The sequence below is a fragment of the Nodularia sp. LEGE 04288 genome (genome assembly GCF_963896525.1).
Lineage (GTDB): Bacteria > Cyanobacteriota > Cyanobacteriia > Cyanobacteriales > Nostocaceae > Nodularia.
In genome coordinates this window covers 1-25,561 of sequence record NZ_CAWQOY010000125.1, presented here as the reverse complement: position 1 = coordinate 25,561, position 25,561 = coordinate 1, and the positions used below count along the sequence as shown (strand labels likewise).

Sequence of the window (25,561 nt, the reverse complement as noted above, 5' to 3'; positions counted from 1 at the left end):
AATACTACAAAGTTCAGATCCCCGATTTTTTAGAAAAGCCGGGGATCTTTTTGTGCAGAAATAAGTCAGAGTGAATTAAACAGAACTCAACTGCTTCTCTAGAACAGCTTGGGGATTTGCTTCGGGACTATCAGCTTCAGACGGTGGTACTAACTGCCAGAACTTAGGCAAATATTCTGACCAGTTTTGCAGAATCATTTTCGCTTTTGGCGAACCAGTGCGATCGCCATGAGTTTTAATTAATTCTTGCAGTTGTTTAGCACCGGCTGCTGTCAGCACTCGCTGGATTTTGACAATTTCAGGATTGACTAATTCCGGGAATGAATTGTCTTCATCTAAGAAGTATGCCAATCCTCCAGTCATTCCAGCGCCGACGTTACGCCCAACTTTGCCGAGGACAACAATCACGCCACCAGTCATGTACTCGCAGCAGTGATCCCCAGCCCCTTCAATAACTGCCATACCTTTGGAGTTGCGTACAGCAAAGCGTTCTCCGGCTAAACCGTTGGCAAACAATACCCCACCGGTAGAACCATAAAGACAGGTATTGCCAACTATCACATTTTCTGCTGGGTCATAAGTGGCATCAGCCGGCGGTTTGATGATGATTTCACCACCGTGCATTCCCTTACCTACGTAGTCGTTGGCTTCTCCTTCTAATGAGAGAATCATGCCGGGAAGGTTGAAAGCACCAAAGCTTTGTCCCACACTACCTTGGAAGTTGAGGTTAATTTGTCCTTCAAAACCACTATCACCATATTGGGTAGCGATCGCACCAGCCAACCGTGCGCCCACTGTTCTATCGGTGTTGACTAACTTTAAGCTTTTGCTAACAGTGGATTGATTGCTAATAGCCGCTTGAATTTCGGGATCAGCCAGCAATTGGTCATCGATCACCGCACCGTTGCTGTGGACTTCTTCATGTACCAACCAGCTACGATCATTTCTGGCATCTGGTAACTGAAGTAAACAGTCGAGGTTGAGTCCTTGGGTTTTGGTAACTGTTGCATCGGCGCGTGTTTTCAACAAATCAGCACGTCCCACGATATCCAACAAAGAACGGTAACCGAGTCTTGCTAGTAAATGACGCACTTCTTCAGCAATAAAGCAGAAGAAATTCACAACGTGTTCCGGCATTCCGGTGAATCGTTTGCGGAGTTCTTCCTTCTGAGAAGCAACACCCACAGGGCAGTTATTGGTGTGGCAAATCCGCGCCATAATACAGCCTTCCGCAATCATGGCGATGGAACCAAAACCAAATTCTTCACCACCCATCAATGCACCTATTACCACGTCCCAACCACTTTTGAGTCCACCGTCCACACGCAAAATTACGCGATCGCGCAGGCCATTTTGCATCAAAACCCGATGTACTTCACTTAAACCCAGTTCCCACGGTGAACCCGCGTGTTTAATAGAACTCAGAGGTGATGCACCTGTACCACCATCATGACCAGATACTTGAATGATATCGGCGTTAGCTTTCGCTACACCCGCCGCAATCGTCCCAATGCCAATTTCTGCCACCAGTTTCACTGATACCTGGGCTTTGGGGTTAATTTGGTGCAGGTCGAAAATTAACTGTGCTAAATCTTCAATGGAGTAAATATCATGGTGGGGTGGTGGTGAAATCAGTGTGACACCGGGTTTGGAACGCCTTAACATCGCAATGTAAGGACTAACTTTTGCCCCTGGTAGTTGTCCACCTTCCCCAGGTTTTGCACCTTGGGCAATTTTAATTTCAATTTGTCTGGCGCTGCTTAAATATCCTGGTGTGACACCAAAGCGTCCTGATGCGACTTGTTTAATAGCACTAGAAGCAGTATCACCATTCCGTAATCCATGTAAATGGGGCAGAGTTGGAGATTTACCTGCTGCGTCTACATCATTGAGAACTTTATAGCGGACGGGATCTTCGCCGCCTTCCCCTGAATTAGATTTTCCGCCAATGCGGTTCATGGCGATCGCTAAAGTTTCATGGGCTTCTCGTGACAACGCGCCCAAAGACATCCCACCTGTACAGAAGCGTTTGAGAATCTCACTGACTGATTCTACTTCCTCTAAAGGAATGGGTGAGCGATCGCTTTCAAAATCCAACAAGTCACGCAAAGCAGTCACTGGTCGGCCTTGCAGATGCTGTTTATAAACCTCATAGTGGTCATATTGCTTTCCATCCACCGCCTTATGCAGCGCCTTAGCCAGTTCCGGGTTATTCATGTGATATTCACCCTTGGGAAGACACTGCACAAAACCCAAATTTTCTAACTTCTTCGCCGTCAATTCTGGAAAAGCCTTGCTATGGAAAGACAGCACCTCTTGCGCCAATTCGCTCACACTTAACCCACCAATGCGGGAAGTTGTGCCATAGAATCCCAGTTTTAATAAATCCCCACCAATCCCAATAGCTTCAAAAATTTGTGCTGCTTGATAGCTGGAAAGCAGAGAAATTCCCATTTTAGAGAGAATTTTCAGTAACCCTGAATTTATCGCTTGGCGGTAATTTACGATAGCTTCATCTAAAGTCAGGGTAGCAATTTTACCCCGTTCCATGAAGCTTTGAGTTTTAGGTTCAAACCACCAATTGCGGACAGTATCCAAAGCTGTGTAAGGACAAACAGCATCCACACCATAACCAATCAGGCAAGCAAAATGATGTGTACTCCAGCACTGGGCTGTATTCACAATCAGCGAAGTTTTGGTTCGTAATCCTTGGCGAATCAAATAATGATGTACAGCACCTGCGGCTAACAAAGGTGGAATATAGGTATACTCTGTACTGATGCCATTTTCTCCTTCCAGGTGGCAGTCGCTCAAAATTAAAATCTTTGCCCCAGCCTTGACAGATTCCGCAGCTTGTGCTTGCAAAGACTCTACAGCATTTTTCAAACCATCGGGACCGTTAGCAATAGCAAACAACGTTGATAATTCCGCCGTTGCAAATCCTGATAACTGAATCGCCTCCAATTCCGTCTCAGTCAATACAGGCGATTCTAATTTCAGTTTCCGGGCGTGTTCTGGCTTCACTTCCAGTAAGTTACCCCGTTCACCCAGTTCCACATTCAGCGACATCACCAACTTTTCCCGTAACGGGTCAATAGCTGGGTTTGTGACTTGTGCGAAACGCTGTTTGAAATAGTCATATAGCAGGTGAGGTTTTTCTGACAGCACCGCCAAAGGAATATCATCCCCCATGCAGAAAGTCGCTTCTTTACCCTCAGCCGCCATTGGCTGAATTACCATTTCTACATCTTCTGTGGTGTAGCCAAAGGCTAATTGATGACGCAGTAAGGTTTGTTTATCACTTCGACTCCGCTCAGTGTTAACAATTGTGTTTGTAGGAGAATGACTCTTGCCATTACCATTAACTGATGAAGGCTGACTAACAAGATTTTTCAGTTCTTGACGATACTGTTTTAACCATTCCCCATAAGGATGCTGCTTGGCGATCCGCTGCTTAATTTCCCAATTTTTCAGCACTTCATGATTGACTAAATCCACAGCAATCATTTGTCCTGGGCCAAGTCTGCCTTTTTCCACAATGTTGGCTTCTGGGATGTCCACTACACCAGCTTCGGAACCGACAACAATATAATCATCTTTAGTAATCACGTAACGAGCTGGTCTTAAACCATTCCGGTCTAAGGTCGCACCAACTTTTTCCCCATCACTAAATACTAAAAGCGCTGGTCCGTCCCAGGATTCTTGTAGACCACTGTAATATTCGTAGAAATCGACAATTTCTGGATATTTAGCCAAAGAAGGCTGATTTTGGTATGCCTCTGGAACCATCATCATTAAAGCTTCCAGGGGGCTACGTCCAGAAAGCACCATTAATTCTAGGACGTTATCTAACGTAGCTGAGTCACTATTATCAATGTGAACTAAAGGCTTAAATTCATCGGCGCGATCGCCCCAGACTGGATGATTCAGGCTAGCTTCTCGTGCCGTCATCCAGTTAATGTTACCCAATAAAGTATTAATTTCACCGTTATGACCCAATAGCCGCATCGGTTGAGCTAAAGGCCACTTAGGCAGAGTGTTAGTACTAAAGCGGCGATGATAAACAGCAAAAGCACTTTTGTAAGCTGGATTTTTTAAATCAAGATAAAAGTCTGCCAAAATCGCAGAACGCACCATGCCTTTATAAACAATTGTGCGACTGGACAAGGAGCAAATATAGAATTCCTCGGAAATATTTTTGGTAGCTTTGAAAATTCTTCTGCGGGTGATATATAGTTCTCTTTCTAGTTCTTCACCACTCTTATCGGCTGATGCTAGAAAAACTTGTTCTATCTGGGGTTGATTTTCTCTGGCTTGTCTCCCCAGCAAATGAGGCTGCACTGGTACTACTCGCCAACCCAGGACAGTGAATTTTTCTTCTGCGGCTATTTGCTCAATAGTGGCTTTAGCTTTTGCGGCTATTTCGGGATTTTGGGGTAAAAATATCATTCCTACCGCTACATTTCCCACAGTATAGTCCTTTTGGAACAATTCCCAAGGGATAGCTGTCAATATTCCTGCACCATCACCAGAATCTTGGTCAGCGCTACAACCGCCCCGGTGTTCTAAGCAGGTCAAAGCAGCTAAAGATTTTGTGACAATTTCATGGCTGGCATGATTCTGGCGATGAGCAATAAAACCTACACCACAGGCATCTCGTTCTTCTACTAACCACCTTTGTCCCTGATAGTTCTCTTGAGAGTTAATATCCGCAGTTTTCATTGTTTGTGATTGATGCATCGCTTTATCTTTCATAGCCTGTTCCTGAGATGGTTAGTCACAAATCTTGCCAGTATTTGTGAGAAAAATTTGCTAGTCCTGAGCGTAGCCGAAGGGCTAAAATTGGTTCCCTGGAAAATACATAAATAACCGAAATTTAGGAAAAAAAATTTTAACTTCGGATTTGTTTTTTTCTTTAACCGTGTTAAAATGGTTGCGGTATTTTATTATATTTTATGTGGTAATGCTGAGTTAAACAAATTGCTTTTGCCCTCACATTCCTTGATTGATATCGTGATAGTGCAGCTTGGCCTTAACCATAGCGATTGTTTTGCTCAATGCCCTATTCCCAGATTAAGATTAGCTTTCAAGTAAAACGTGTTTGGCTTACCAATAACACAAGTTAGTTTGAAAGGCCAAAATAATCCTGATTAATTCACAAAATCAGCGTATTACACAATATACCCATTTGACAATTCCTAGAAATATCTATTGTTGTGTATATTTATTCCGTGCTGATCATGTGATCTCTCTTGCAGAAATCCAAACCTCACTTAAATATCAACCATCGGTGAGGATTAAATATGCTCAACCAGTTTAAAACACTCAAACTACTCTGTATAGTCCGACTGAAACTAGTGATAGTTAAAACACTTAGTAACAGTGCTTTTAGTGGTATGATTACTTGTTGAATTTTACAAGAGACAAAGATCCAATATATAGAATATCATATTTGTTCAAAAATTAAATCACTATTTTTTAAGATTTCCCCACAATTTAGTTAGCTACTTGTTGTGGTGATAATTTTCTCCAGTACCTAGTCAATTATCGTAAAAATGTCGCATCACCGCCGCAGAAAACATCACAGCGCTGTAGCCAAAAAGGCTAATCAAAAGTTGTTCCGCTTGATAGCGCCAACAATCGTCGCAATTATTATATTGTGCTTATCTACTACTTGGGCGACAAGCGCCCAGGAATCTCCGATTAATACCCAACCCATTGGGGAGTTGATTGTCCAGTCACCCACCTCTCCCACCACAGCATTAGCTTCTGGTAACCAAATCACCCTCAATGGTCGTACCTTGTCCGGGGCTTGGTTGCAGCAACGCGGAACAGACGGACAGCTAAAAACTCATCTGAGTGATGGAGCATTTAGGCAATTTATTGGAGTAGATTTTTTAAGCAGCAATAATGCAGCCCAACAACCAGTAGAGTGGTTTTCACCAGTTAATCAGCTACTGGTTTTAGCTACAAGGCTGTTAAAAGGTTATCGCTATCTTGATATTACTAATTTTGCCCAAACAGCAGGTTGGCAATTACAAGGCAATGGCAATACTTTGGCGATCGCGATTCCACAAGCCCAAATAAAAGATATTCGTCAGAGTCAGCAACCGTCAGGGGTCAGTAATCGTCCTTTCCAGTCAGCCCGCATCGTCCTAGATTTAGATCGCCCCGCACCTTGGCAACTTTCCCAAGGCTTACCCATAAATACACCTGTTGACTCTGACGGTCCGACCACCCAAGCAACTACACCACCCAATAGAGAGTGGGTAGTGGCAATGGAAGGCATAGCGAATCCGGCTTTAATCCAACGCTACGCGCCGCCAACATCACCAACGGATCTGCTGCCAGAATTACCCGTACAACGAACTGCTGAACAGCTAATTAGAAAATTGGAGGTAGTCAACAACCGCACAATTATTAGTCTGAGTGTGCCTTTTGGGATGACTCCTCAAATCATCACCTTAGCAGACCCGCATCGCCTGGTGATTGACCTTCGTCCCGATGCCCTGGTACAAAGAAATATTACTTGGGCTTCCGGATTGCGCTGGCGACAGGAATTTGTCAATTTAGGTACAGAACGTTTTCCTATAGTTTGGTTAGATATTAATCCCCGCCAAGCTGGGTTAACTTTAAAACCCATTGGCACAGAAGCCAACACTCAAACGGGTACTGCACCGCTCATTCAAATGGCAGCGCAGTCTTCAGCAGTAGCAGCAATTAACTCTGGTTATTTCAACCGCAATAATAGATTACCTTTGGGAGCGATTCGTCGGGATGGTCAGTGGTTATCAGGGCCGATTCTCAACCGGGGAGCGATCGCTTGGAATGATTCTGGACAATTTTACTTCGGTCGTCTCACCTTGCAAGAAACTTTAATCGCTCCGAATAATCAGAAATTGCCGATTCTATTCCTCAATAGTGGCTACGTTCAGAGTGGTATGGCTCGTTACACCCCAGCTTGGGGAAATAGCTACACCCCTTTAACAGACAACGAAATTGTCCTGGTTGTCCAAAAAAACCGAGTGACAAATCAGTTACCAGGTGGCAAAGTTGGCGAAACAGCCGTTCCCATTCCCCAGGATGGCTACTTATTAACGTTACGTGCTAATGCTACTAACATTGCATCACAACTGCCTATTGGTACAGCAGTCAGCATTACAAGCACCACTAATTCGGCTGACTTTAACCGCTATCCCCAGATTATGGGAGCCGGTCCGTTGTTAGTACAAAACAATCAAATTGTCTTGAATGCTGAAAGCGAAAAATTCAGTAAAGCTTTTAGTACACAAAAAGCAATTCGCAGTGGTATTTGCACAACAGCAAGCGGCTCTTTGCTCATTGCTGCTGTACACAATCGTGCTGGCGGGCTAGGGCCAACCTTAGCGGAACACGCCCAATTAATGAAGAATATTGGTTGTGTGAATGCCCTCAATTTAGACGGTGGTAGTTCAACCAGCCTTTATCTAGGAGGACAACTACTCGACCGTTCCCCGAATACTGCTGCACGTGTCCATAACGGCATTGGGGTTTTCTTGCAACCACAGTAATCAGAGAGCAGGGGGAAGAAGAAGCAGGGGTGCAGGGTGCAGGGAGCAGGGGGGAGAAGACCGTAACTTCCCAATGACTAATGACTAATGACCAATGACTAATGACTAATGACCAATCCTTTTTTAAATTTCAGGATAAGCTACGATTTGTTGAATGAAGACTTGGTATGGATAGGGCAGATTTGGCAGTAATGCTTTACAGCTTCAAGTTTGATTTTGCTATGTTTAGCAAAGTGCAACTAAATTAAGAAGTTTTACGGTTGCAAAACCACGACAAATTTTTCCATTAATGGTTAAGAGTAATGACGGTTTGTTATGTCTCCCAATGAGGTAACTATGGCTCAATTTCAAGAAACCACACAAACTAACACTCTGCCTCTACCCGTGGCGATCGCGAATAAAGGCGTTGCGGCAACTGAACTGCGTCCTTGGGGTTCTTTTACAGTTTTGGAAGAAGGGCGCGGATATAAAATCAAACGCATCGAAGTCAAGCCTGGACACCGCCTCAGTCTGCAAATGCACCATCACCGCAGCGAACACTGGATTGTGGTTTCTGGTACAGCCAGGGTAGTTTGTGGCCAGCAAGAAGTGCTACTTAGCAACAATGAATCAACCTATGTACCCCAATGTACATCCCATCGTCTAGAGAATCCTGGTGTGATTCCTTTAGTGTTAATTGAAGTCCAAAATGGCGAATATTTAGGCGAAGATGACATTATTCGTTACCAAGATGACTACGCCCGCACCAAGGATTAACACCGCAGCAGCGCTGGTTAGGGTGTAATAATTACAAAGTTAATATACTGAGTATTTCTCTAAACCGTTTGAAATAACTACCTTCAAAGAAGGGGAAAGGCAGTTAAGCAGCCGGAAGTGCAAAGTAATTTCAATCCCCCCGTTCGGCTACTCATGGCGCAGCCTGTTTCTTCAGTCCCTACCGAAATTTTGGTGGGGACTAACACTGAATAGTGATATGCTTAGGTAATAATAGTAATCTACGACAGACAGAAATAGGAGCGCTTAGTCAAGCATAGGCTCATATCTAGTCTCAAAAAATCAAAACCAGATTTTTGCTTAAGTGTAATTTTTGTACCTCACTCGTCTGTAACATTTAAGATAGGGTTTTTTATTGCCAAAACTAATTCCATGATTCACCTGAGTCAAGCAGCCATTAGTGAAATTAGACGATTACAGTTAAAACAGCAACCAAATGCTTTGTTGAGATTAACAATTAAGCTAGGCGGCTGTTCTGGTTGGTTTTATGATCTGTCGTTTGATGAAACTGTAAAAACTGACGATCGCGTCTTTAACTTGAGCAGTATTAAAGTTGTCATAGATGACGAAAGCTTTAATTATGTAAATGGGTTGGCATTGGATTATTCAGAAGATTTAATGGGTGGGGGTTTTCGCTTCCACAACCCTCAAGCGATCGCTACCTGTGGCTGTGGTAATTCCTTCTCCATTGCTACGCCCGTCCCTGTTTAACTAAAAAAATCTATAAGTTTGACATAAAAGCCCAAAAAAAGATATAATCAGGATTTGTTAAAACTTAGACCTCTAAGCAGCTTTACGCGCTGTAACTCATGCCAACAATACAGCAACTCATCCGTACTGAACGCGAAAAAGCGCGTCAGAAAACCAAGTCTCCAGCTCTGAAGCAATGCCCACAACGTCGGGGTGTTTGTACAAGAGTATACACGACTACACCGAAAAAGCCTAACTCAGCTCTACGTAAAGTAGCAAGAGTCAGACTGACCTCTGGATTTGAAGTCACAGCTTACATTCCAGGTATCGGTCACAACTTGCAAGAACACTCAGTAGTCATGATTCGTGGCGGTCGGGTGAAAGACTTACCAGGTGTGAGATACCACATTATCCGTGGCACATTAGATACAGCTGGAGTCAAAGACCGCAAGCAAGGGCGTTCTAAGTATGGAACCAAGCGCCCGAAAGAAGCTAAAAAATAGGAAATAAGCGATAAATCGTATTGGATGACGATTGAGCTTCTTCGGTGATCAGCGCCGAAGAACAAACGAATTAGCGGTACTTGCTATTTGCAGAAATCTCGCTCAAGCCTGATCAAGCTGGCAGAAGTAGGTAATGTTCAGCAGTATCCAGCAAAGCGGAGCTTGCCAACCTCAGCATCGCAGCGGTTGCATCTAAATATTAAAATTTATGATGTTATCGCCTTCTCTAGTTGTAGTGAGCAAATTAATCGGTCAGTCTCGCTGCAACTGTAGAGAAAAAAAGACAAAGTTTGAACGGTGGCTTTCTCCGCTCATATATCCAGTGTCTGATAGCATATAATTTCGTTGCCAAATCCGAATTAAAGGTAAAGTATGTCTCGTCGTGGTGTTATTCAAAGGCGTCCAGTTCCGCCTGATTCCGTATATAACAGTCGCCTGGTAAGCATGATAATCCGGCGGGTGATGCGTCATGGGAAGAAATCACTAGCTGCAAGGCTGGTTTATGATGCCATGAAAACTATTGAAGAACGCACTGGTGCTGCTCCTTTGGAAACCTTTGAAAGAGCAGTGCGAAACGCCACACCTTTGGTGGAAGTAAAAGCTCGACGAGTTGGTGGAGCAACCTACCAAGTACCGATGGAAGTGCGTTCAGATCGTGGTACAACTCTAGCCTTACGCTGGCTAGTAAATTTTTCCCGGTCTAGGCCCGGTCGCACAATGGCAAGTAAATTAGCCAACGAGTTAATGGATGCTGCCAACGAAACCGGGAATGCAATTCGTAAGCGCGAAGAAACACACCGGATGGCAGAAGCTAACAAAGCTTTTGCACACTATCGTTACTAAAAAAAGCAGCGGTATATCGTGGATCTAAAAGCGGTATATCGCGGACTCAGAAAGATAAATACGGTTTTCCGTAGAAGTATAGAATCTTAACAAAGAGTAATATACAAGCTATCATGAGGCAAAAACTATAATAGGAGGCTACTGTGGCACGTACCATCCCGCTAGAGAGAGTACGCAATATCGGTATTGCGGCGCATATAGATGCGGGCAAGACAACGACAACCGAGAGAATATTGTTTTACTCTGGCATTATTCATAAAATTGGCGAAGTTCACGAAGGAACTGCCGTCACCGACTGGATGGAACAAGAGCGTGAGCGGGGAATTACCATCACCGCGGCGGCGATCACTACCAGCTGGAAAGATCATCAAATTAACATTATCGATACTCCAGGACACGTAGACTTCACAATTGAAGTGGAACGTTCCATGCGCGTGTTGGACGGCGTAATCGCAGTATTTTGTTCTGTAGGTGGGGTACAACCGCAGTCGGAAACAGTGTGGCGACAAGCAGACCGCTACAAAGTACCTCGAATCGCCTTTATCAACAAAATGGATCGTACAGGCGCGAACTTCTATAGAGTTCACGATCAAATGTGCGATCGCCTGCGGGCTAATGCCATTGCCATTCAACTGCCAATTGGTAGTGAAACTGAATTTAGCGGCATCGTTGATCTGGTACGGAAATGTGCCTATATTTATAACAACGACGAAGGCACAGATATCGAAGAAACCGATATCCCCGCCGAAATGCAAGAGAAGGTAGACGAATACCGCACGAAGCTGATAGAAGCTGTGGCAGAAACCAGCGACGTACTGATGAATAAGTACTTCGAGGGAGAAGAACTGACAGAAGCGGAAATTCGGACTGCCCTGCGTAAAGGTACAATTGCCGGTAAGATTGTGCCGGTACTTTGCGGTTCGGCATTTAAAAACAAAGGCGTGCAGTTGATGCTGGATGCAGTGGTAGATTATCTACCAGCACCAACTGAAGTACCAGCAATTCAAGGTACATTACCGAATGGTGAGACTGTTGAGCGCAAAGCTGATGACAATGAACCGCTATCAGCTCTAGCGTTCAAGATTATGGCTGACCCCTACGGTCGTCTCACCTTTGTTCGTGTTTATTCTGGTGTTCTGAAAAAAGGTAGCTACGTTCTCAACGCTACCAAGAACAAGAAAGAGCGCATTTCCCGTCTGGTGATTTTGAAAGCAGATGAACGCATGGACGTGGACGAAATGCGGGCTGGCGATTTGGGAGCAGCATTAGGATTAAAAGATACCTTGACAGGTGACACCATCACTGATGAAGGATCACCAGTAATTCTGGAATCTCTATTCATTCCTGAGCCTGTAATCTCGGTAGCGGTTGAACCCAAAACCAAGAATGACATGGACAAGCTCTCCAAAGCGCTGCAATCTCTTTCAGAAGAAGATCCCACCTTCCGCGTTCATGTTGATCCGGAAACGAATCAAACCGTGATTGCCGGCATGGGGGAGCTACACCTGGAAATCCTGGTAGACCGGATGTTACGAGAATTCAAAGTAGAAGCGAATGTCGGTGCGCCGCAAGTAGCTTACCGCGAAACGATTCGTAAAGCAGTCAACAAGGTGGAAGGGAAATTCATTCGCCAAAGTGGTGGTAAAGGTCAATATGGTCACGTTGTGATCAATTTGGAACCAGGCGAACCTGGTACCGGCTTTGAATTTGTTTCTAAGATTGTCGGCGGTACTGTACCTAAAGAGTACATTAACCCCGCAGAACAAGGAATGAAAGAAAGTTGCGAATCCGGTGTTTTAGCTGGATATCCATTGATTGACGTGAAAGCAACTTTGATTGATGGGTCATACCACGATGTAGACTCTTCAGAAATGGCTTTCAAAATTGCTGGCTCAATGGCAATGAAAGAGGCAGTGTTGAAGGCTTCACCCGTACTTTTAGAACCTATGATGAAAGTTGAGGTGGAAGTTCCGGAAAACTACCTTGGGGATGTGATGGGCGACCTGAATTCCCGTCGTGGGCAAATTGAGGGTATGGGATCTGATGATGGAATTGCCAAAGTAACTGCTAAAGTCCCATTGGCAGAAATGTTTGGCTACGCTACTGATATCCGTTCGAAGACCCAAGGACGGGGCATCTTCTCAATGGAATTTAGCCGCTACGAAGAAGTACCTCGCAACGTGGCTGAAGCAATCATAGCTAAAAGCAAAGGGAACGCTTAATTAATAAAGGAAACGAGCATTCATGGCACGCGCAAAATTTGAAAGGACTAAACCCCACGTTAATATCGGTACAGTTGGCCACGTTGATCATGGTAAAACCACTTTAACAGCAGCTATTACCATGACTCTGGCCGCTTTGGGTCAAGCAACAGGTAAAGGCTACGACCAAATTGATAACGCCCCCGAAGAAAAGGCGCGGGGTATTACCATCAATACGGCTCACGTAGAGTATGAAACCGAAGGTCGGCACTATGCTCACGTAGATTGCCCAGGACACGCTGATTATGTCAAAAACATGATCACTGGTGCGGCTCAAATGGATGGTGGTATTCTCGTAGTTTCGGCGGCTGATGGCCCCATGCCCCAAACCCGCGAACATATCCTGCTGGCAAAGCAAGTGGGTGTTCCCAGTCTAGTTGTCTTCTTGAACAAGGAAGACCAGGTAGACGACGCAGAACTACTAGAGTTGGTGGAATTGGAAGTCCGCGAGCTATTATCTAGCTACGATTTTCCTGGTGACGACATTCCCATCGTCACAGGCTCCGGTCTCAAAGCACTGGAAGCAATGACTGCTAACCCCAAAACTAAACAGGGTGAAGATCCGTGGGTAGATAAAATCTATGCTCTCATGGAAGCAGTAGATTCTTACATTCCTACTCCTGACCGTGCTATAGATAAGCCCTTCCTGATGGCTGTGGAAGACGTATTCTCGATCACAGGTCGTGGTACTGTTGCCACTGGTCGGATTGAACGTGGTAAGGTCAAAGTCGGCGATAACGTTGAACTGGTGGGCATTAGAGACACTCGCAACACCACTGTGACTGGTATCGAGATGTTCAAGAAGAGTCTCGACGAAGGTATGGCTGGAGATAACGCCGGTGTACTCCTACGCGGTATTCAGAAGGCTGATATTGAACGCGGTATGGTGATAGCCAAACCAGGTTCCATTACTCCTCACACTCAATTTGAAGGTGAAGTGTATGTGTTGACAGAAAAAGAAGGCGGTCGGAAGACTCCATTTTTCTCTGGCTATCGTCCTCAGTTTTACGTGCGGACAACCGATGTAACTGGCACAATTAAAGCTTTTACTTCCGATGATGGTAGTGAAGCCGAGATGGTGATGCCAGGCGATCGCATTAAAATGACAGTAGAACTGATCAACGCGATCGCTATTGAGCAAGGAATGCGCTTCGCAATTCGTGAAGGTGGCCGTACCATTGGTGCTGGTGTCGTCTCTAAAATTCTGAAGTAATACCTTTTTGTCCCATAACAAAGGAGCAGAGATGGTAGAATTCCTCTCTGCTCCTTTCTCTTCCTTCTGGGATTATGTATAATTACGGTTTACAAAAATCTGGCCGCTCAGGCAAGAATCCCCAAAAATTGTCACAACAATCACAAATATTCATCAGAACCTGGAAAATTAAAGATGGCAACTCTACAGCAGCAGAAAATTAGAATTCGTTTACAAGCTTTTGACCGTCGTTTATTAGACACATCTTGCGAGAAGATTGTAGACACGGCTAACAGAACTAACGCTACAGCCATAGGACCAATTCCCTTACCCACAAAACGCAAAATTTTCTGTGTGCTGCGATCGCCTCACGTAGATAAAGATGCGCGGGAACACTTTGAAACTCGCACCCATCGCCGGATTATTGACATTTATCAGCCTTCTTCTAAAACTATTGATGCCCTGATGAAACTAGATTTACCTTCTGGTGTGGACATTGAAGTAAAACTATAATTTAGTCATTGGTTATTAGTCATTAGTCCTTGGTTATTAAAACTAATGTAGAGACACGATTAATCGCTTCTCTACTAATGACTCGCCCATTCGGTTGTGATCAAAAGCAGCGACAGTCATTTTTTCATGGCCGGGGATGCTTTAAATTCATGGCTATGAATATTTACCCAGCCCTGAAGAAATTTATCTCAGGGCTTTTTATTGCCTGGGAAACAAATGATAGAATATAAATAAAGTACGGGAAAAGCAGAGAATAGTAAATTTTAAAATTAAATTTATACCAAGGTAACAATGACATCCTCGAATATAATTGCAGTTCGCGAACTACCTCTGTTCCCGTTACCTGAAGTAGTTCTATTTCCCACTCGACCATTGCCCCTACACGTCTTTGAATTTCGCTACCGAATCATGATGAACACGATTTTGGAAAGCGATCGCAGGTTCGGTGTGTTGATGGTCGATCCAGTCGAAGGTACAATTGCCAACGTTGGTTGCTGTGCAGAAATCATTCATTACCAACGGATGCCAGATGACCGCATGAAAATGTTGACTTTGGGACAGCAAAGATTTCGGGTCTTAGAGTATGTTCGTGAAAAGCCTTACCGTGTAGGCTTAGTGGAGTGGTTAGAAGACCAGCCACCAACTAAAGATTTACGTCCTTTGGCTAGTGAGGTAGAACAACTGCTGCGGGATGTAGTGCGTCTCTCAGCCAAGTTAACCGAACAAAATATGGAATTGCCAGAAGAATTACCCGACCTGCCCACAGAACTTTCATATTGGGTAGCAAGTAATCTCTATGGTGTGGCCTCAGAGCAGCAGGCACTGCTAGAAACACAAGATACTGTGCTTCGCCTGGAAAGAGAAGCGGAAATTTTGACTACTACTCGTAATCATTTAGCAGCCCGTGCTGTTCTCAAAGACACTTTTAATAATTCGTAATGGGCTGCGCCCCGCTGCGCTAACGTAATTTGTAATTCGTAATTACGCGTATGTAACGGTCACGGTTCAATGCTGATCGGTAGAACATGATAGCTGCCAAAAATCTTGATGATTTCGGCATAAGTACTTAGTTGTGCTAAAGCGGATTGCATTTGGGCTTGCTTGACATCTGCTTCCAAGTCAATAAAAAATAAGTATTCTCCGAGCGATCGCTTTGTTGGTCGAGACTCAATGCGGCTGAGATTAATCCCTAGTTGAGCAAATACTTGTAGCGGTTTAAGCAGCGCTCCAGGTAAATTTGCAGGCACGCTAAAGGCTAGGGAGGTGTGACTTGGACTATCTGAGATATTGATTAAATCGTCTTGACTTTGACTGACCACCCAAAAGCGAGTACAGTTTTCTGGATAGTCGTTAATATTACTGGCTAATATAGGTAGGTTATAGATTTGAGCGGCTCTGCTGGATGCGATCGCAGCTGCTGTTGAGTCTTGCTCTAGTCCCTGTAGTGCTTCGGTTGTGGAATTGCTGGGTATTAGCTGTGCCGTTGGCAGAAACTGCCCCAACCATCCTTGACATTGCGCCAAAGCTTGTGGGTGAGAATAAACAGTTTGAATACTATCTAAACTAGTGGCACAGGAAATAAAAGCATGGGCAATGGGCATGACTAAAGCCAACTGAATTTGTAACCGATCCAATTGCCACAGTGTATCCATTGTCATAGTTACACTGCCTTCAATAGAATTTTCCACTGGCACAACAGCTAACTGGGTTTGTCCACTAGCAACGGCTTGGAGTGATTGGGCAATGCTGGAATAGGGACATAACATAGCTTGAAGTCCTGTTTTCTGAGCTAGCCAGTGGGCATAAAAAACAGTTGCTTGTTCTGCGTAAGTGCCAGGAGGCCCCAAATGGGCAATGGATATGGTCACAGCGTTTATTCCTGAGTGATTTTTTCGGTTAATCGAAATTACTTCATTTGGTGGCTTTTATCAATGATTCTCTAAATTTAATTAATAATAGAAGTATTAAACAATTAGGGCTTCTTTAATTCATGTCCACCCAGTTTACCGCCTCCCAAACTGTCAAAATTAATGTTCCACCACAACCCATTCCTATTCAACACTATTTACGTCAGCCCCAACGTTTAGTCAATGCCTTAGCCGACAACAGCCGCATATATCAGCTTTCGGAAGAAATATTTCGCTTGAAAATGCGGCCTCTATCTTTTATGTCCCTCAGCATTCAGCCCACCGTAGACCTGAGAATCTGGGCAGAATCAAATGGCACAATTAACTTGCGATCGCTAAGTTGCCAAATTCTAGGCTTCGAGTATATTAACCAACGCTTCGCCTTAAACCTACAAGGACATTTGTCATTGCACGAGCTAAACGGTATTACTAGCCTGCAAGGAAAAGCCGATCTAGAAGTTCAGGTAGAGATACCACCACCATTTTGCTTTACGCCCAAGGCCATCTTAGAAGCCACTGGCAATGGTTTGCTCAAGAGCGTACTGATGACTGTGAAACAACGCCTGCTACATCAACTTTTAGCTGACTATCGCGCCTGGGTGACATCACAAATCTCAGCCAACCCGCGAGAAAATTATAGTGCAGAACTACCCATCCTCAATCAGTGAATAACCTGGCATTTTCTCAGTATTTTGTCACATTAGTTAGACCAATTTTAGCCCAGCCGTCAGGGCAAATCTTCCCCTGATAAATCTAGTAAAGCCTATGGCTACACCACACCAAGGCATAGCCCCAAGTCCATAAAAAATCAGTCCTCCTATCCTTCCAGCATGGAGAAATTAATTGCACCAACGCTACTGACTACAAGGGAAAACACACACCGACTGTCTAACCTACGGACTTGGGAGTGATCACAGGGCTGACTTGACAAGGACGAAAAGACTGGCGATGCAATGGTGAAGCCCCGTATTGTTGCAGAGCTGCTAAATGTTTTTGACTGCCATAACCTTTGTTCTGCTCTAGATGATACAGGGGGTACTTTAATGCTAGACGTATAATCAAGTCATCGCGCCACACTTTAGCGACAATACTAGCAGCCGCAATAGTTAGCGATCGCTCATCCCCCTTGACCATTGTTTCTTGCGGGAGTAACAAATCCTGAATGGGCTGATTACCATCAACTAAGCATAGCTGAGGACTGACCTTCAGTTTCAGCACAGCCCTCTTCATAGCCAACAGCGTCGCCTGCAAAATATTTATTTGATCAATTTCACTGGTGGAAGCAAAACCAATCTTCCAGTCAGTGGCCAGCCCACAAATCTGCTCTGCTAGGCGAATTCTTCGAGAACTAGACAGCTTTTTACTATCCTTAATCTCAGATGCCACTAATTTTGGCAAAGCACAAGCAGGCAAAATCACTGCTGCGGCCACGACTGGACCAAATAGCGCACCTCGCCCAACTTCATCCACACCGGCAACCAAGTCCGGAAACTCCAACCAATTTGCCGAAAACTCCAGCCAAATCGGTTCCTTCTTGAAAGTAGAGGCAGAAATATCAGCCCCAGCTTTTTCACTCCTCACCATGAGAAATTTAATTATCCTCTCCGGTAGAAGAATCAGACTCTAGAGCTGAAGAACGACGGCGGCGGCGACGGTTACCAGGAGAAATATGGTTTTCTGGATCCCCGGGTTCGGGTTCGGGTCTGATGGATGCGGTAGGAGGGTCTTCAGGTTCGGGTTCGCGTCTGATGGATTCGGTAGTATTTTTCACCACTTCCACGAGGTTTCCTTCGACTGCGTTTCCTTCGACTATGCTCAGGGGTTTCAATTCTAGCTCTACCTGTGAAGTCTTCACTTCAGCATCGAGGGTTTTGACGGCGGTGGAACCTGAACTAGTTTCATTTGGTTTAGTTCTCACAGCATCGGGGCCAATAATATTAATAATTACAGACTTGGAACTTTTAACCTCTTGATCTAATTTCACTAAAGGAGAAACTCCCATCAATGCGAACACGTCTTGTTCCTCTAGAGTCATTTCCACGCTTCTAATCTCCGGTGGCTCGACTACGGGTTTGACAGGCTCGACTTTGGTCACTTTAGTTCGTTCTGCCCTTTCCTGCCAACCGGATTTACCCAGGGTGGGGGAGGGAATTTCTGGACTAGCTCTTTCCAGTTCTGGGACTGAACGCAGCCGCAGTTCCACCTCAGCATCGGAGTCCAAAACTGGCTCGTTGTCAAAACCTAGTGGCAGAGGCGTAACCCCACTTTCATCCTTGAGGTTGGCTCCATTGATACCAGTCCGACTCCGACGGATGCGTTGACGACGCTTGTTGTCTCCTGGTTCTTGATAGCTGGGATGATTTATTAAATCCAAGGGACTGATGTCACCATCACCATCAAAGACTTCCCCAAAACTATCGTATGCTTCTCGTGGTTCGCTGATTCGAGCTATTGGCAGACGTGGTTCTTTCTGAGGCAATGATACCTTGGACTGAGTGTAGCCAAAGTCAGAACGGTCGGCTAAATCTGCTGTGGTTGGCGATCGCACTTCCGATTCTCCAGGCAGATGCATAATATGTCCCAATCCACCACAAGTTGGGCAAGTATGACCAAACAATTCGTAAATATTTTGTCCTTGGCGCTTACGGGTCAGTTCTACTAGACCTAATTCGGTTAATTGAGCAATCTGAGGACGAGCTTTGTCGGCTTTCAGTGCTTTATTAAAGTGTTCTAGGACTTGCAATTGGTCACGCCGCGATTCCATATCAATGAAGTCAACGACTATGACTCCGGCAATATTTCGCAGACGTAACTGACGAGCAATTTCTGTTGCGGCTTCGCAGTTAGTCCACAGAACTGTTTCTCTGGCGGTGGCCGAGCGGGTGAAGGAACCAGAGTTGACATCGACAACTGTCAATGCTTCTGTGGGTTCAATGATAATATAACCGCCAGAAGGTAAATCTACTCTCGGCTTGAGGGCTTCTTTGATGGCGGCACTGATGCGGAAATACTCTAATATAGGTGAGCGATCGCGGTGATGATCAATCAACACACCTTGGGGAGTTTGACCTCCACTCCAGTTCTGCAAATAATGTTTGACTCGTTTCAAACCCGTACTAGAATCGACGACAATCCGATTCACATCGGCACCGTACATATCCCGCAGGACACGCTGGATAAAATCATCATCTCGATTTAAGAGGGCGGGCGCACGAGTGGAATGAGCTTCTTGCTGAATGGCTTCCCATTGCTTTTGCAGCACTTCCAAATCTTCGATAATCGCTTCTTCTGGTTTGCCTTCGGCTTCGGTACGCACGAGCAGACCCATACCGGCGGGTTTAATCAAAATCGCTAAGGCGCGCAACCGGTTGCGCTCACTTTCACTTTTAATCCGTCTGGATAAATTTACACCCCTACCATAAGGCATCAGCACGACATAGCGCCCTGGTGAGGTAATATTCCCGGTGAGCCTGGGACCTTTTGACCCTGTTGGCTCTTTCATTACCTGGACTAGGACTTTTTGCTGTGGTGCTAATAGTTCGGTAATGGCGGCGGCGGTCCGCTTCAGCTTCAATGGCCCCAAGTCTGTAACATGAATAAAGCCGTTGCGCTCTGGGTCGCCGATATTCACAAAGGCTGCATCTATTCCAGGTAATACATTTTCTACTACACCCAAATAGACATCACCGATTTGGTGATGACCAGTAGCGACGACGAGTTCTTGGATTTGATCTTCCGAAAAGACGGCAGCAATTTGATACTGTTCAGCTATGATAATTTGCTTTGGCATTCAATTTCCTCAAAAATTGGCAGCACCAACCAGAGACATGGAGGTTTGTGATACCCTTCGCCTCTGCGGTTCCCTAAAAGGCGCTGCTGATCATAAAAATTGTGACTTTTTTGCTCAATTTTCCGGTGAGCTTTTACGACTAAAACAATTGCGCTGACACGCTCTCGACTATTCCAAAACGCCTGCATAAAGTTTTAAGCAAATAAGCCATCCAGTGTTGATATTTTAGGCAATACCATCACATCTAAGGATTAGGCATTGCTACAGTTGTTTAAAAGGCATTGAGAAAAACTCGCCGATGGAAACTGTGTTTAAATTACTAGTTCACAAAATAGCTGGAGAAGGAGTGGGTTCTGTGAATCTGCCTCACCGTTGGGCTGAGGGCTGATATCGTTCGCCGTTGGCGTTGCGTTCGCTTTTGGTGTTACGAAGTCAAGCAAGGCCTTTGTCTGGGATACAATCTTTAGAAATCACACTCTCATATCTTGGCTTTCGCTCCCGTGATTACCACCAGGAGTGAACTAGTCCATTTAATGCAGCGCCAGAAAATTCTCTTGATTTGATTCTAACCCAACTGAGGGAATCAAACCTCATAATCATCCTCGGTCTGAGCAACTACTAGCAAATTGCCCTTGAGCTATTATACTCCTAAAATTAGCTGATTGCGGTGGATGTGCAGAAGTTGAAATTCTTCCTCTGCGACCATTTCCAGCATGGACAGGATGTGTTCAGGACGCAATATCACACCATCAGGGCGACAACTACCTAGATAGCGCAGGACAACTGTAGATTCTGCAACACTGGTCTGGAGGCTCTCTAGGAAATCCAATTCAAATAAGCGCGATCGCAGATTTATTAAGGTCTGCTTGCCTGACTTGCTTGTTTTCTGCCACCAAAGCTCTTCTTTGGCTTTGATTGTATCAATCCAGTTTTGCCATTGTGCAGGGGTAACGGATGCGGATGTTGCCACTGTGATTGAATAATCTGCTGCTTCCATGACTTGGTTAGCTGCTGTAGATTTTAAATCTATTGTACTAACATCATAGATGGGGATATCTGTGGGCAGTTCCTGAACGAGTCGTTGGCGGAAGGTTTCAACTTCCACAGACTCAGTTAATTCAAAATCTACAATTTCCCCACTGCTGGTAGCTCCTAGAGCTAAGGCAGAAGCGATCACAATTCGCGGCCCAGGATGAAAACCACCTGTGAAAGCAATTGGTAAACTGGCTCTGCGAATGACTCGATCAAACAGACGCATCAAATCCAAGTGACTCACCAGTGCCATTGTTCCTTGCTTGCCAAAGCAGACACGCAATCTTTGGGCTTTGGTGGTATTAGGCACAAAATTCCCGGCAAACTCTGGTATGGCTGGCGGCGGAATCACCACATTATGTCCAAAGTCGGTGCCGCAGACACCGCAGTGAGAGCAACCTTCAAATGAGCAATCAGGTACTATGGCGGCTTCCAAGGCACGTTTTAAGTCTTCTTGGAGCCATTTTTTATCGATACCAGTGTCAATGTGGTCCCAAGGTAAAGGTTGATTTAACGAATCTCCCCCGCTCCCTGCTCCCTGCTCCCCTGCTTCTTCTACTAGACGGTATTTCCAATGTAAACCAGCTTCGGCGATGGCTGTCTCCCAAGCACCATAGGCGGCATCTAAATTTTCATACCAGGAATCCATGCCGGCTCCCAATTCCCAAGCGCGACGGACGACTTTTCCTAAAGTGCGATCGCCTCTACCCACAAAGTCTTCCATTGCGGAAATGCGGACATCGGTAAAATTGACTTTGACACCCCTGATGCGGCGGAATTCTTGCCTGAGTAAATTTTGTTTACGTTTGAACTCGCTGGTAGACACTGAATGCCACTGAAAAGGCGTATGGGGCTTGGGTGTAAAGTTAGAAATTGTCAAGTTAAAGTTTAAAGGTTTTCTACCTCTACCCCGACACTCTTGTTGTAGCCAGCTAACTGTTTCTGCAATGCCGACAACATCAGGATCAGTTTCACCAGGCAAGCCAATCATGAAATATAACTTGATTTTATCCCAACCTTGTGACCAGGCAGTTTTTACACCTCTGAGTAATTCTTCATTAGTTAAGCCCTTATTTACAATGTCCCGCATTCTTTGGGTGCCGGCTTCTGGGGCAAAAGTCAATCCCCCCTGCCGTGTGCCGCCAAGAATATTGGCAATATTTTCGTCAAATCTATCTACCCGTTGACTGGGAAGAGTTAGGGAAATATTTTCGTTTTTTAACCGATTTTTGATTTCCATCCCTACTGCTGGTAAGGACAAATAATCAGAACAACTCAGCGATAACAACGAAAACTCGTTGTAACCGGTGGCGCGCATTCCGGCTTCAATGGCTGTGACTACCTGATCTGGTTCTACATCCCTAGCTGGACGAGTCAGCATTCCTGGTTGACAAAAGCGACAACCGCGAGTACAACCCCGGCGAATTTCCAGTGTCAGGCGGTCATGGACGGTCTCGACATAGGGAACTAGGCCGATAGAATAAGCGGGGATGGGGGTGGCGACCCGGCGCAGAATCCGTTTTGGCACATCTGGGCGGGAAGGATGAACTGAGCCATCGGTGGCCATATCGTAAAACTGAGGGACATATACGCCTGGTATCTGTGCTAAATCCAGGAGCAATTTTTCCCGATTCAGTTTTGCTTGTTTGCCTTCTGCCAAGACTAAACCAATTTCTGGGAGTAATTCTTCCCCATCTCCGAGGGCGAAAAAGTCAAAGAAATCGGCGTATGGTTCAGGGTTTGATGTTGCTGTCTGTCCTCCGGCAAAAATTAACGGGTAGTTACCCTCGGCTCTTTCAAGCCATGTGAGGGGAATTTCTGCCAGGTCTAACATTTCTAGGATATTAGTAGCTCCCAGTTCGTAACTGAGACTAAAACCCAAGATGTCAAATTCTCTGAGCGATCGCTTCGATTCTACGGCAAACAGGGGTGTATTAGTAGTCCGCAATTTAGCCGCCAGGTCAGCACCTGGTAGATAAGAGCGATCGCATAACTGCTGAGGCTGGGCATTCAAAATGTTATAAAGAATGATATGCCCAAGGTTGGAAGATCCGACTTCATATACTTCTGGGTAGGTTAGCGCCCAGCGTATTGTTGCCGTATCCCAAGGTTTATGTACCGCTAAATGCTCGTTACCCAAGTAACGTGCGGGCTTTAAAATATCCGGTGTGATTAATTTTTCGACTGCAACAGCCACTATGCTATCTTCTAGCTACCTTAATTACAGCTTATCTACTCTAACTTAGCATTGATTTAGGCTTTTCAGTAGAGTTGATCGCTGCAAATAACAACTCCTTTACACAAATTTACTTTTCGACTATTGATGCACATAATGTGCTAAAGGATAACTTTAATTTTCCGACACTTCAGGAATATTTGCATATTGACATCCTCATCTAATTAGAGTTCTGGAATCTTCAATTCGAGATTTCTTGGAACATAAACTGTTTTTTCGGATCTTGACCACACTTTTCCGGTGTCTTTGCGAAATCTTTATGACTTTCATCGGTCTGTTTAAAGATTGTCATAAATACAGGATAAATTGTATTCATATATACTTTTTTTCCAACCCAGTTCTCAAACAATCTACATAGACCGCCAGAGAGCAGACAAATTAGCTGTGACTTTGCTGACAAAGCTTACCTAGTCCATCACTCCAGCTAATTTCGGCAAGTCGCAGGTGTAGATTCAATCATTTTATTTTCATGCTGGCTAGGGTTGCATACCAGACTTTACGACAAATTATTGATCCAATTCCTTAGTGATATTGATCACAGAAATAGGGGAATTTAGATCACATTTTATACCAATCACTATCTTGGATAATTATTATCATATATAATTGGTTTATTAGTTATGAGAACTAAGTACGTTATTCGTCAATTGGTAGAAAAAGCGCTAGACATTAAAAAACTAACACCTGAAATCGAAAATGAAATCAATTCGGAGTTGACCCAAATGGGTCACATTTCAGATGTTGACTATGAAGCTCTAGAGCTATTAATGGCAGAAATGGATGCTGGTCGAATTAAGTTAGTACCGAGTTGGGGATATTAATCCTGATTTTGGCACTGGAATTTAATGGTAATTAAAACCCATTTTGACCATAAATAGCAAAATAAAGCCTTAAATATAGATTAACAGCAATGCTGATGGCAGCCACGAGATGATTGCTGGTTTTTTTCCGTGAACTTTAGTATTTCTCTCACCAGTGTGGCGTAAACTGTGCTAATGAGCATCCACAATTTGCATTAGTAGTAAACCGCCATGCAGCCCGCTAAACGTTTAGAAAAAATTCCTCCCTATTTGTTTGCTGAAATTAACCGCAAGCGGGAACAACTTGTGGCTGAGGGAGTTGATATCATTAATCTGGCACTGGGCGATCCAGATAAACAGACTCCGGCTCATATTCTTCAAGCCATGCATGAAGCAATTGATGATGCTTCCACCCATAACTACCCACCTTATCAGGGGACGACAGAATTCCGGGAGGCGGCGGTTAATTTAATGGAACGTCGGTTTGGGGTAACAGGGTTAAATCCAGAGACAGAAGTTATCTCTTCCATTGGTTCCAAAGAAGCAATACACAACACCTTCTTAGCTTTTGTCGAAGCGGGAGACTATACCCTCATCCCAGATCCTGGTTATCCTGTGTATCAGACTGCGACAATTTTCGCTGGTGGTGAACCTTATACCATGCCTTTGAAGGCAGAAAACAATTATTTACCTGATTTAAATACGATTCCTGAAGAAATTGCCCGTAAAGCCAAATTATTGTGGATTAATTATCCGAATAATCCCACTGGAGCCTTAGCCAGCTTAGAATTTTTTGAAGAACTGGTAGCTTTCTGCAAGCAGTATAATATTTTGCTATGTCATGACCATGCTTACTCAGAGATGGCTTATGATGGCTATAAACCGCCGAGTGTCCTGCAAGTTCCTGGTGCAAAAGATGTAGCCATTGAGTTTCACAGTTTGTCTAAGTCGTATAACATGACAGGCTGGCGCATTGGCTTTGTAGTTGGTAACGCCATTGGTATTCAAGCTTTGAGACAGGTGAAAACCAACGTCGATTCTGGAGTATTTAAGGCAATTCAAAAAGCCGCGATCGCAGCTTATTCTACCAGTGAAGCAGAACTGCAATCTCTCATGTCAGTTTACCAAAAGCGTCGCGACATTATTGTGCAAGGATTACAATCCCTGGGCTGGCCAATTGCACCGCCGAAAGCTACACTTTACGTCTGGGTTCCTGTACCTCCAGGATATTCTTCCACAGAATTTGTCTCCCTTTTACTTGACAAATGTGGCATTATGGTTCCTCCGGGTAATGGTTATGGTGCAGCCGGCGAAGGTTTTTTCCGAATTGCCCTCACAATTCCCGATGAGCGGATGCATGAAGCCATTCAACGCCTCAGAGATGCTGGTATTCGTTACGCTTGATTGGTAATTTGTCATTTGTCATTTGTCATTGGGAAATAAATATCTTCTCCCCCCTGCACCCTGCCC

General features: G+C 44.7%; 17 protein-coding genes. 12 read left to right on the top strand and 5 right to left on the bottom strand.

Annotation, left to right across the window (positions count from 1 at the left end):
- Positions 1–75: 75 nt before the first annotated feature.
- Positions 76–4,755: a glutamate synthase-related protein gene (locus tag AACX33_RS16350; RefSeq protein WP_193997431.1), complete on the bottom strand. Its 4,680-nt coding sequence runs from the start codon at positions 4,753–4,755 to the stop codon at positions 76–78.
- Positions 4,756–5,555: 800 nt separating this feature from the next.
- Here AACX33_RS16350 and AACX33_RS16345 point away from each other — a divergent pair.
- The 9 genes from AACX33_RS16345 to AACX33_RS16305 all read left to right on the top strand — a co-directional run bounded on the left by AACX33_RS16345 (position 5,556) and on the right by AACX33_RS16305 (position 15,265).
- Positions 5,556–7,550 (top strand): phosphodiester glycosidase family protein, encoded by a 1,995-nt coding sequence (locus AACX33_RS16345; RefSeq protein ID WP_193997432.1) that lies wholly within the window; start codon positions 5,556–5,558, stop codon positions 7,548–7,550.
- A 336-nt stretch (positions 7,551–7,886) separates the two neighbouring features.
- A complete protein-coding gene (locus tag AACX33_RS16340) occupies positions 7,887–8,306 on the top strand; it encodes a cupin domain-containing protein (protein ID WP_193997433.1) in 420 nt (139 codons plus the stop codon).
- A gap of 390 nt (positions 8,307–8,696) precedes the next feature.
- Positions 8,697–9,035: a HesB/IscA family protein gene (locus AACX33_RS16335; RefSeq protein ID WP_193997434.1), complete on the top strand. Its 339-nt coding sequence runs from the start codon at positions 8,697–8,699 to the stop codon at positions 9,033–9,035.
- Between the two features lie 98 nt (positions 9,036–9,133).
- Positions 9,134–9,517 (top strand): 30S ribosomal protein S12, encoded by a 384-nt coding sequence (gene rpsL / locus AACX33_RS16330; protein ID WP_006196398.1) that lies wholly within the window; start codon positions 9,134–9,136, stop codon positions 9,515–9,517.
- A gap of 372 nt (positions 9,518–9,889) precedes the next feature.
- Complete coding sequence (rpsG, locus tag AACX33_RS16325) at positions 9,890–10,360, top strand: 30S ribosomal protein S7 (protein ID WP_089091537.1); 471 nt, start codon at positions 9,890–9,892, stop codon at positions 10,358–10,360.
- Between the two features lie 143 nt (positions 10,361–10,503).
- Complete coding sequence (fusA, locus tag AACX33_RS16320; protein ID WP_193997435.1) at positions 10,504–12,582, top strand: elongation factor G; 2,079 nt, start codon at positions 10,504–10,506, stop codon at positions 12,580–12,582.
- 22 nt (positions 12,583–12,604) lie between these two features.
- A complete protein-coding gene (gene tuf / locus AACX33_RS16315) occupies positions 12,605–13,834 on the top strand; it encodes an elongation factor Tu (RefSeq protein WP_193997436.1) in 1,230 nt (409 codons plus the stop codon).
- 174 nt (positions 13,835–14,008) lie between these two features.
- Positions 14,009–14,326, top strand: coding sequence for a 30S ribosomal protein S10 (rpsJ, locus tag AACX33_RS16310; RefSeq protein WP_193997437.1), 318 nt, complete (start codon positions 14,009–14,011; stop codon positions 14,324–14,326).
- 291 nt (positions 14,327–14,617) lie between these two features.
- Positions 14,618–15,265, top strand: a complete 648-nt coding sequence (locus AACX33_RS16305) for an LON peptidase substrate-binding domain-containing protein (RefSeq protein ID WP_193997438.1) — start codon at positions 14,618–14,620, stop codon at positions 15,263–15,265.
- Between the two features lie 59 nt (positions 15,266–15,324).
- Here the strand turns inward: AACX33_RS16305 and pheA are convergent, their stop codons facing one another.
- Complete coding sequence (gene pheA, locus AACX33_RS16300; RefSeq protein ID WP_193997439.1) at positions 15,325–16,194, bottom strand: prephenate dehydratase; 870 nt, start codon at positions 16,192–16,194, stop codon at positions 15,325–15,327.
- Positions 16,195–16,316: 122 nt separating this feature from the next.
- Here pheA and AACX33_RS16295 point away from each other — a divergent pair, with 122 nt between their 5' ends.
- Positions 16,317–16,901, top strand: coding sequence for a DUF1997 domain-containing protein (locus AACX33_RS16295; RefSeq protein ID WP_193997440.1), 585 nt, complete (start codon positions 16,317–16,319; stop codon positions 16,899–16,901).
- Positions 16,902–17,121: 220 nt separating this feature from the next.
- Here the strand turns inward: AACX33_RS16295 and AACX33_RS16290 are convergent, their stop codons facing one another.
- From AACX33_RS16290 to AACX33_RS16280, 3 genes are all read right to left on the bottom strand, one after another.
- A complete protein-coding gene (locus AACX33_RS16290) occupies positions 17,122–17,817 on the bottom strand; it encodes a ribonuclease HII (RefSeq protein WP_193997441.1) in 696 nt (231 codons plus the stop codon).
- A 7-nt stretch (positions 17,818–17,824) separates the two neighbouring features.
- Entirely contained in the window at positions 17,825–20,023 is a 2,199-nt protein-coding gene (locus AACX33_RS16285) for an Rne/Rng family ribonuclease (protein WP_193997442.1), read from the bottom strand.
- Between the two features lie 640 nt (positions 20,024–20,663).
- Positions 20,664–23,252: a TIGR03960 family B12-binding radical SAM protein gene (locus tag AACX33_RS16280; RefSeq protein WP_193997443.1), complete on the bottom strand. Its 2,589-nt coding sequence runs from the start codon at positions 23,250–23,252 to the stop codon at positions 20,664–20,666.
- A gap of 659 nt (positions 23,253–23,911) precedes the next feature.
- Between AACX33_RS16280 and AACX33_RS16275 the strand changes: the two genes are divergently transcribed.
- Positions 23,912–24,112: a hypothetical protein gene (locus AACX33_RS16275; RefSeq protein WP_006196413.1), complete on the top strand. Its 201-nt coding sequence runs from the start codon at positions 23,912–23,914 to the stop codon at positions 24,110–24,112.
- A gap of 210 nt (positions 24,113–24,322) precedes the next feature.
- Positions 24,323–25,495, top strand: coding sequence for an LL-diaminopimelate aminotransferase (locus AACX33_RS16270; protein WP_193997444.1), 1,173 nt, complete (start codon positions 24,323–24,325; stop codon positions 25,493–25,495).
- Positions 25,496–25,561 lie beyond the last annotated feature (66 nt).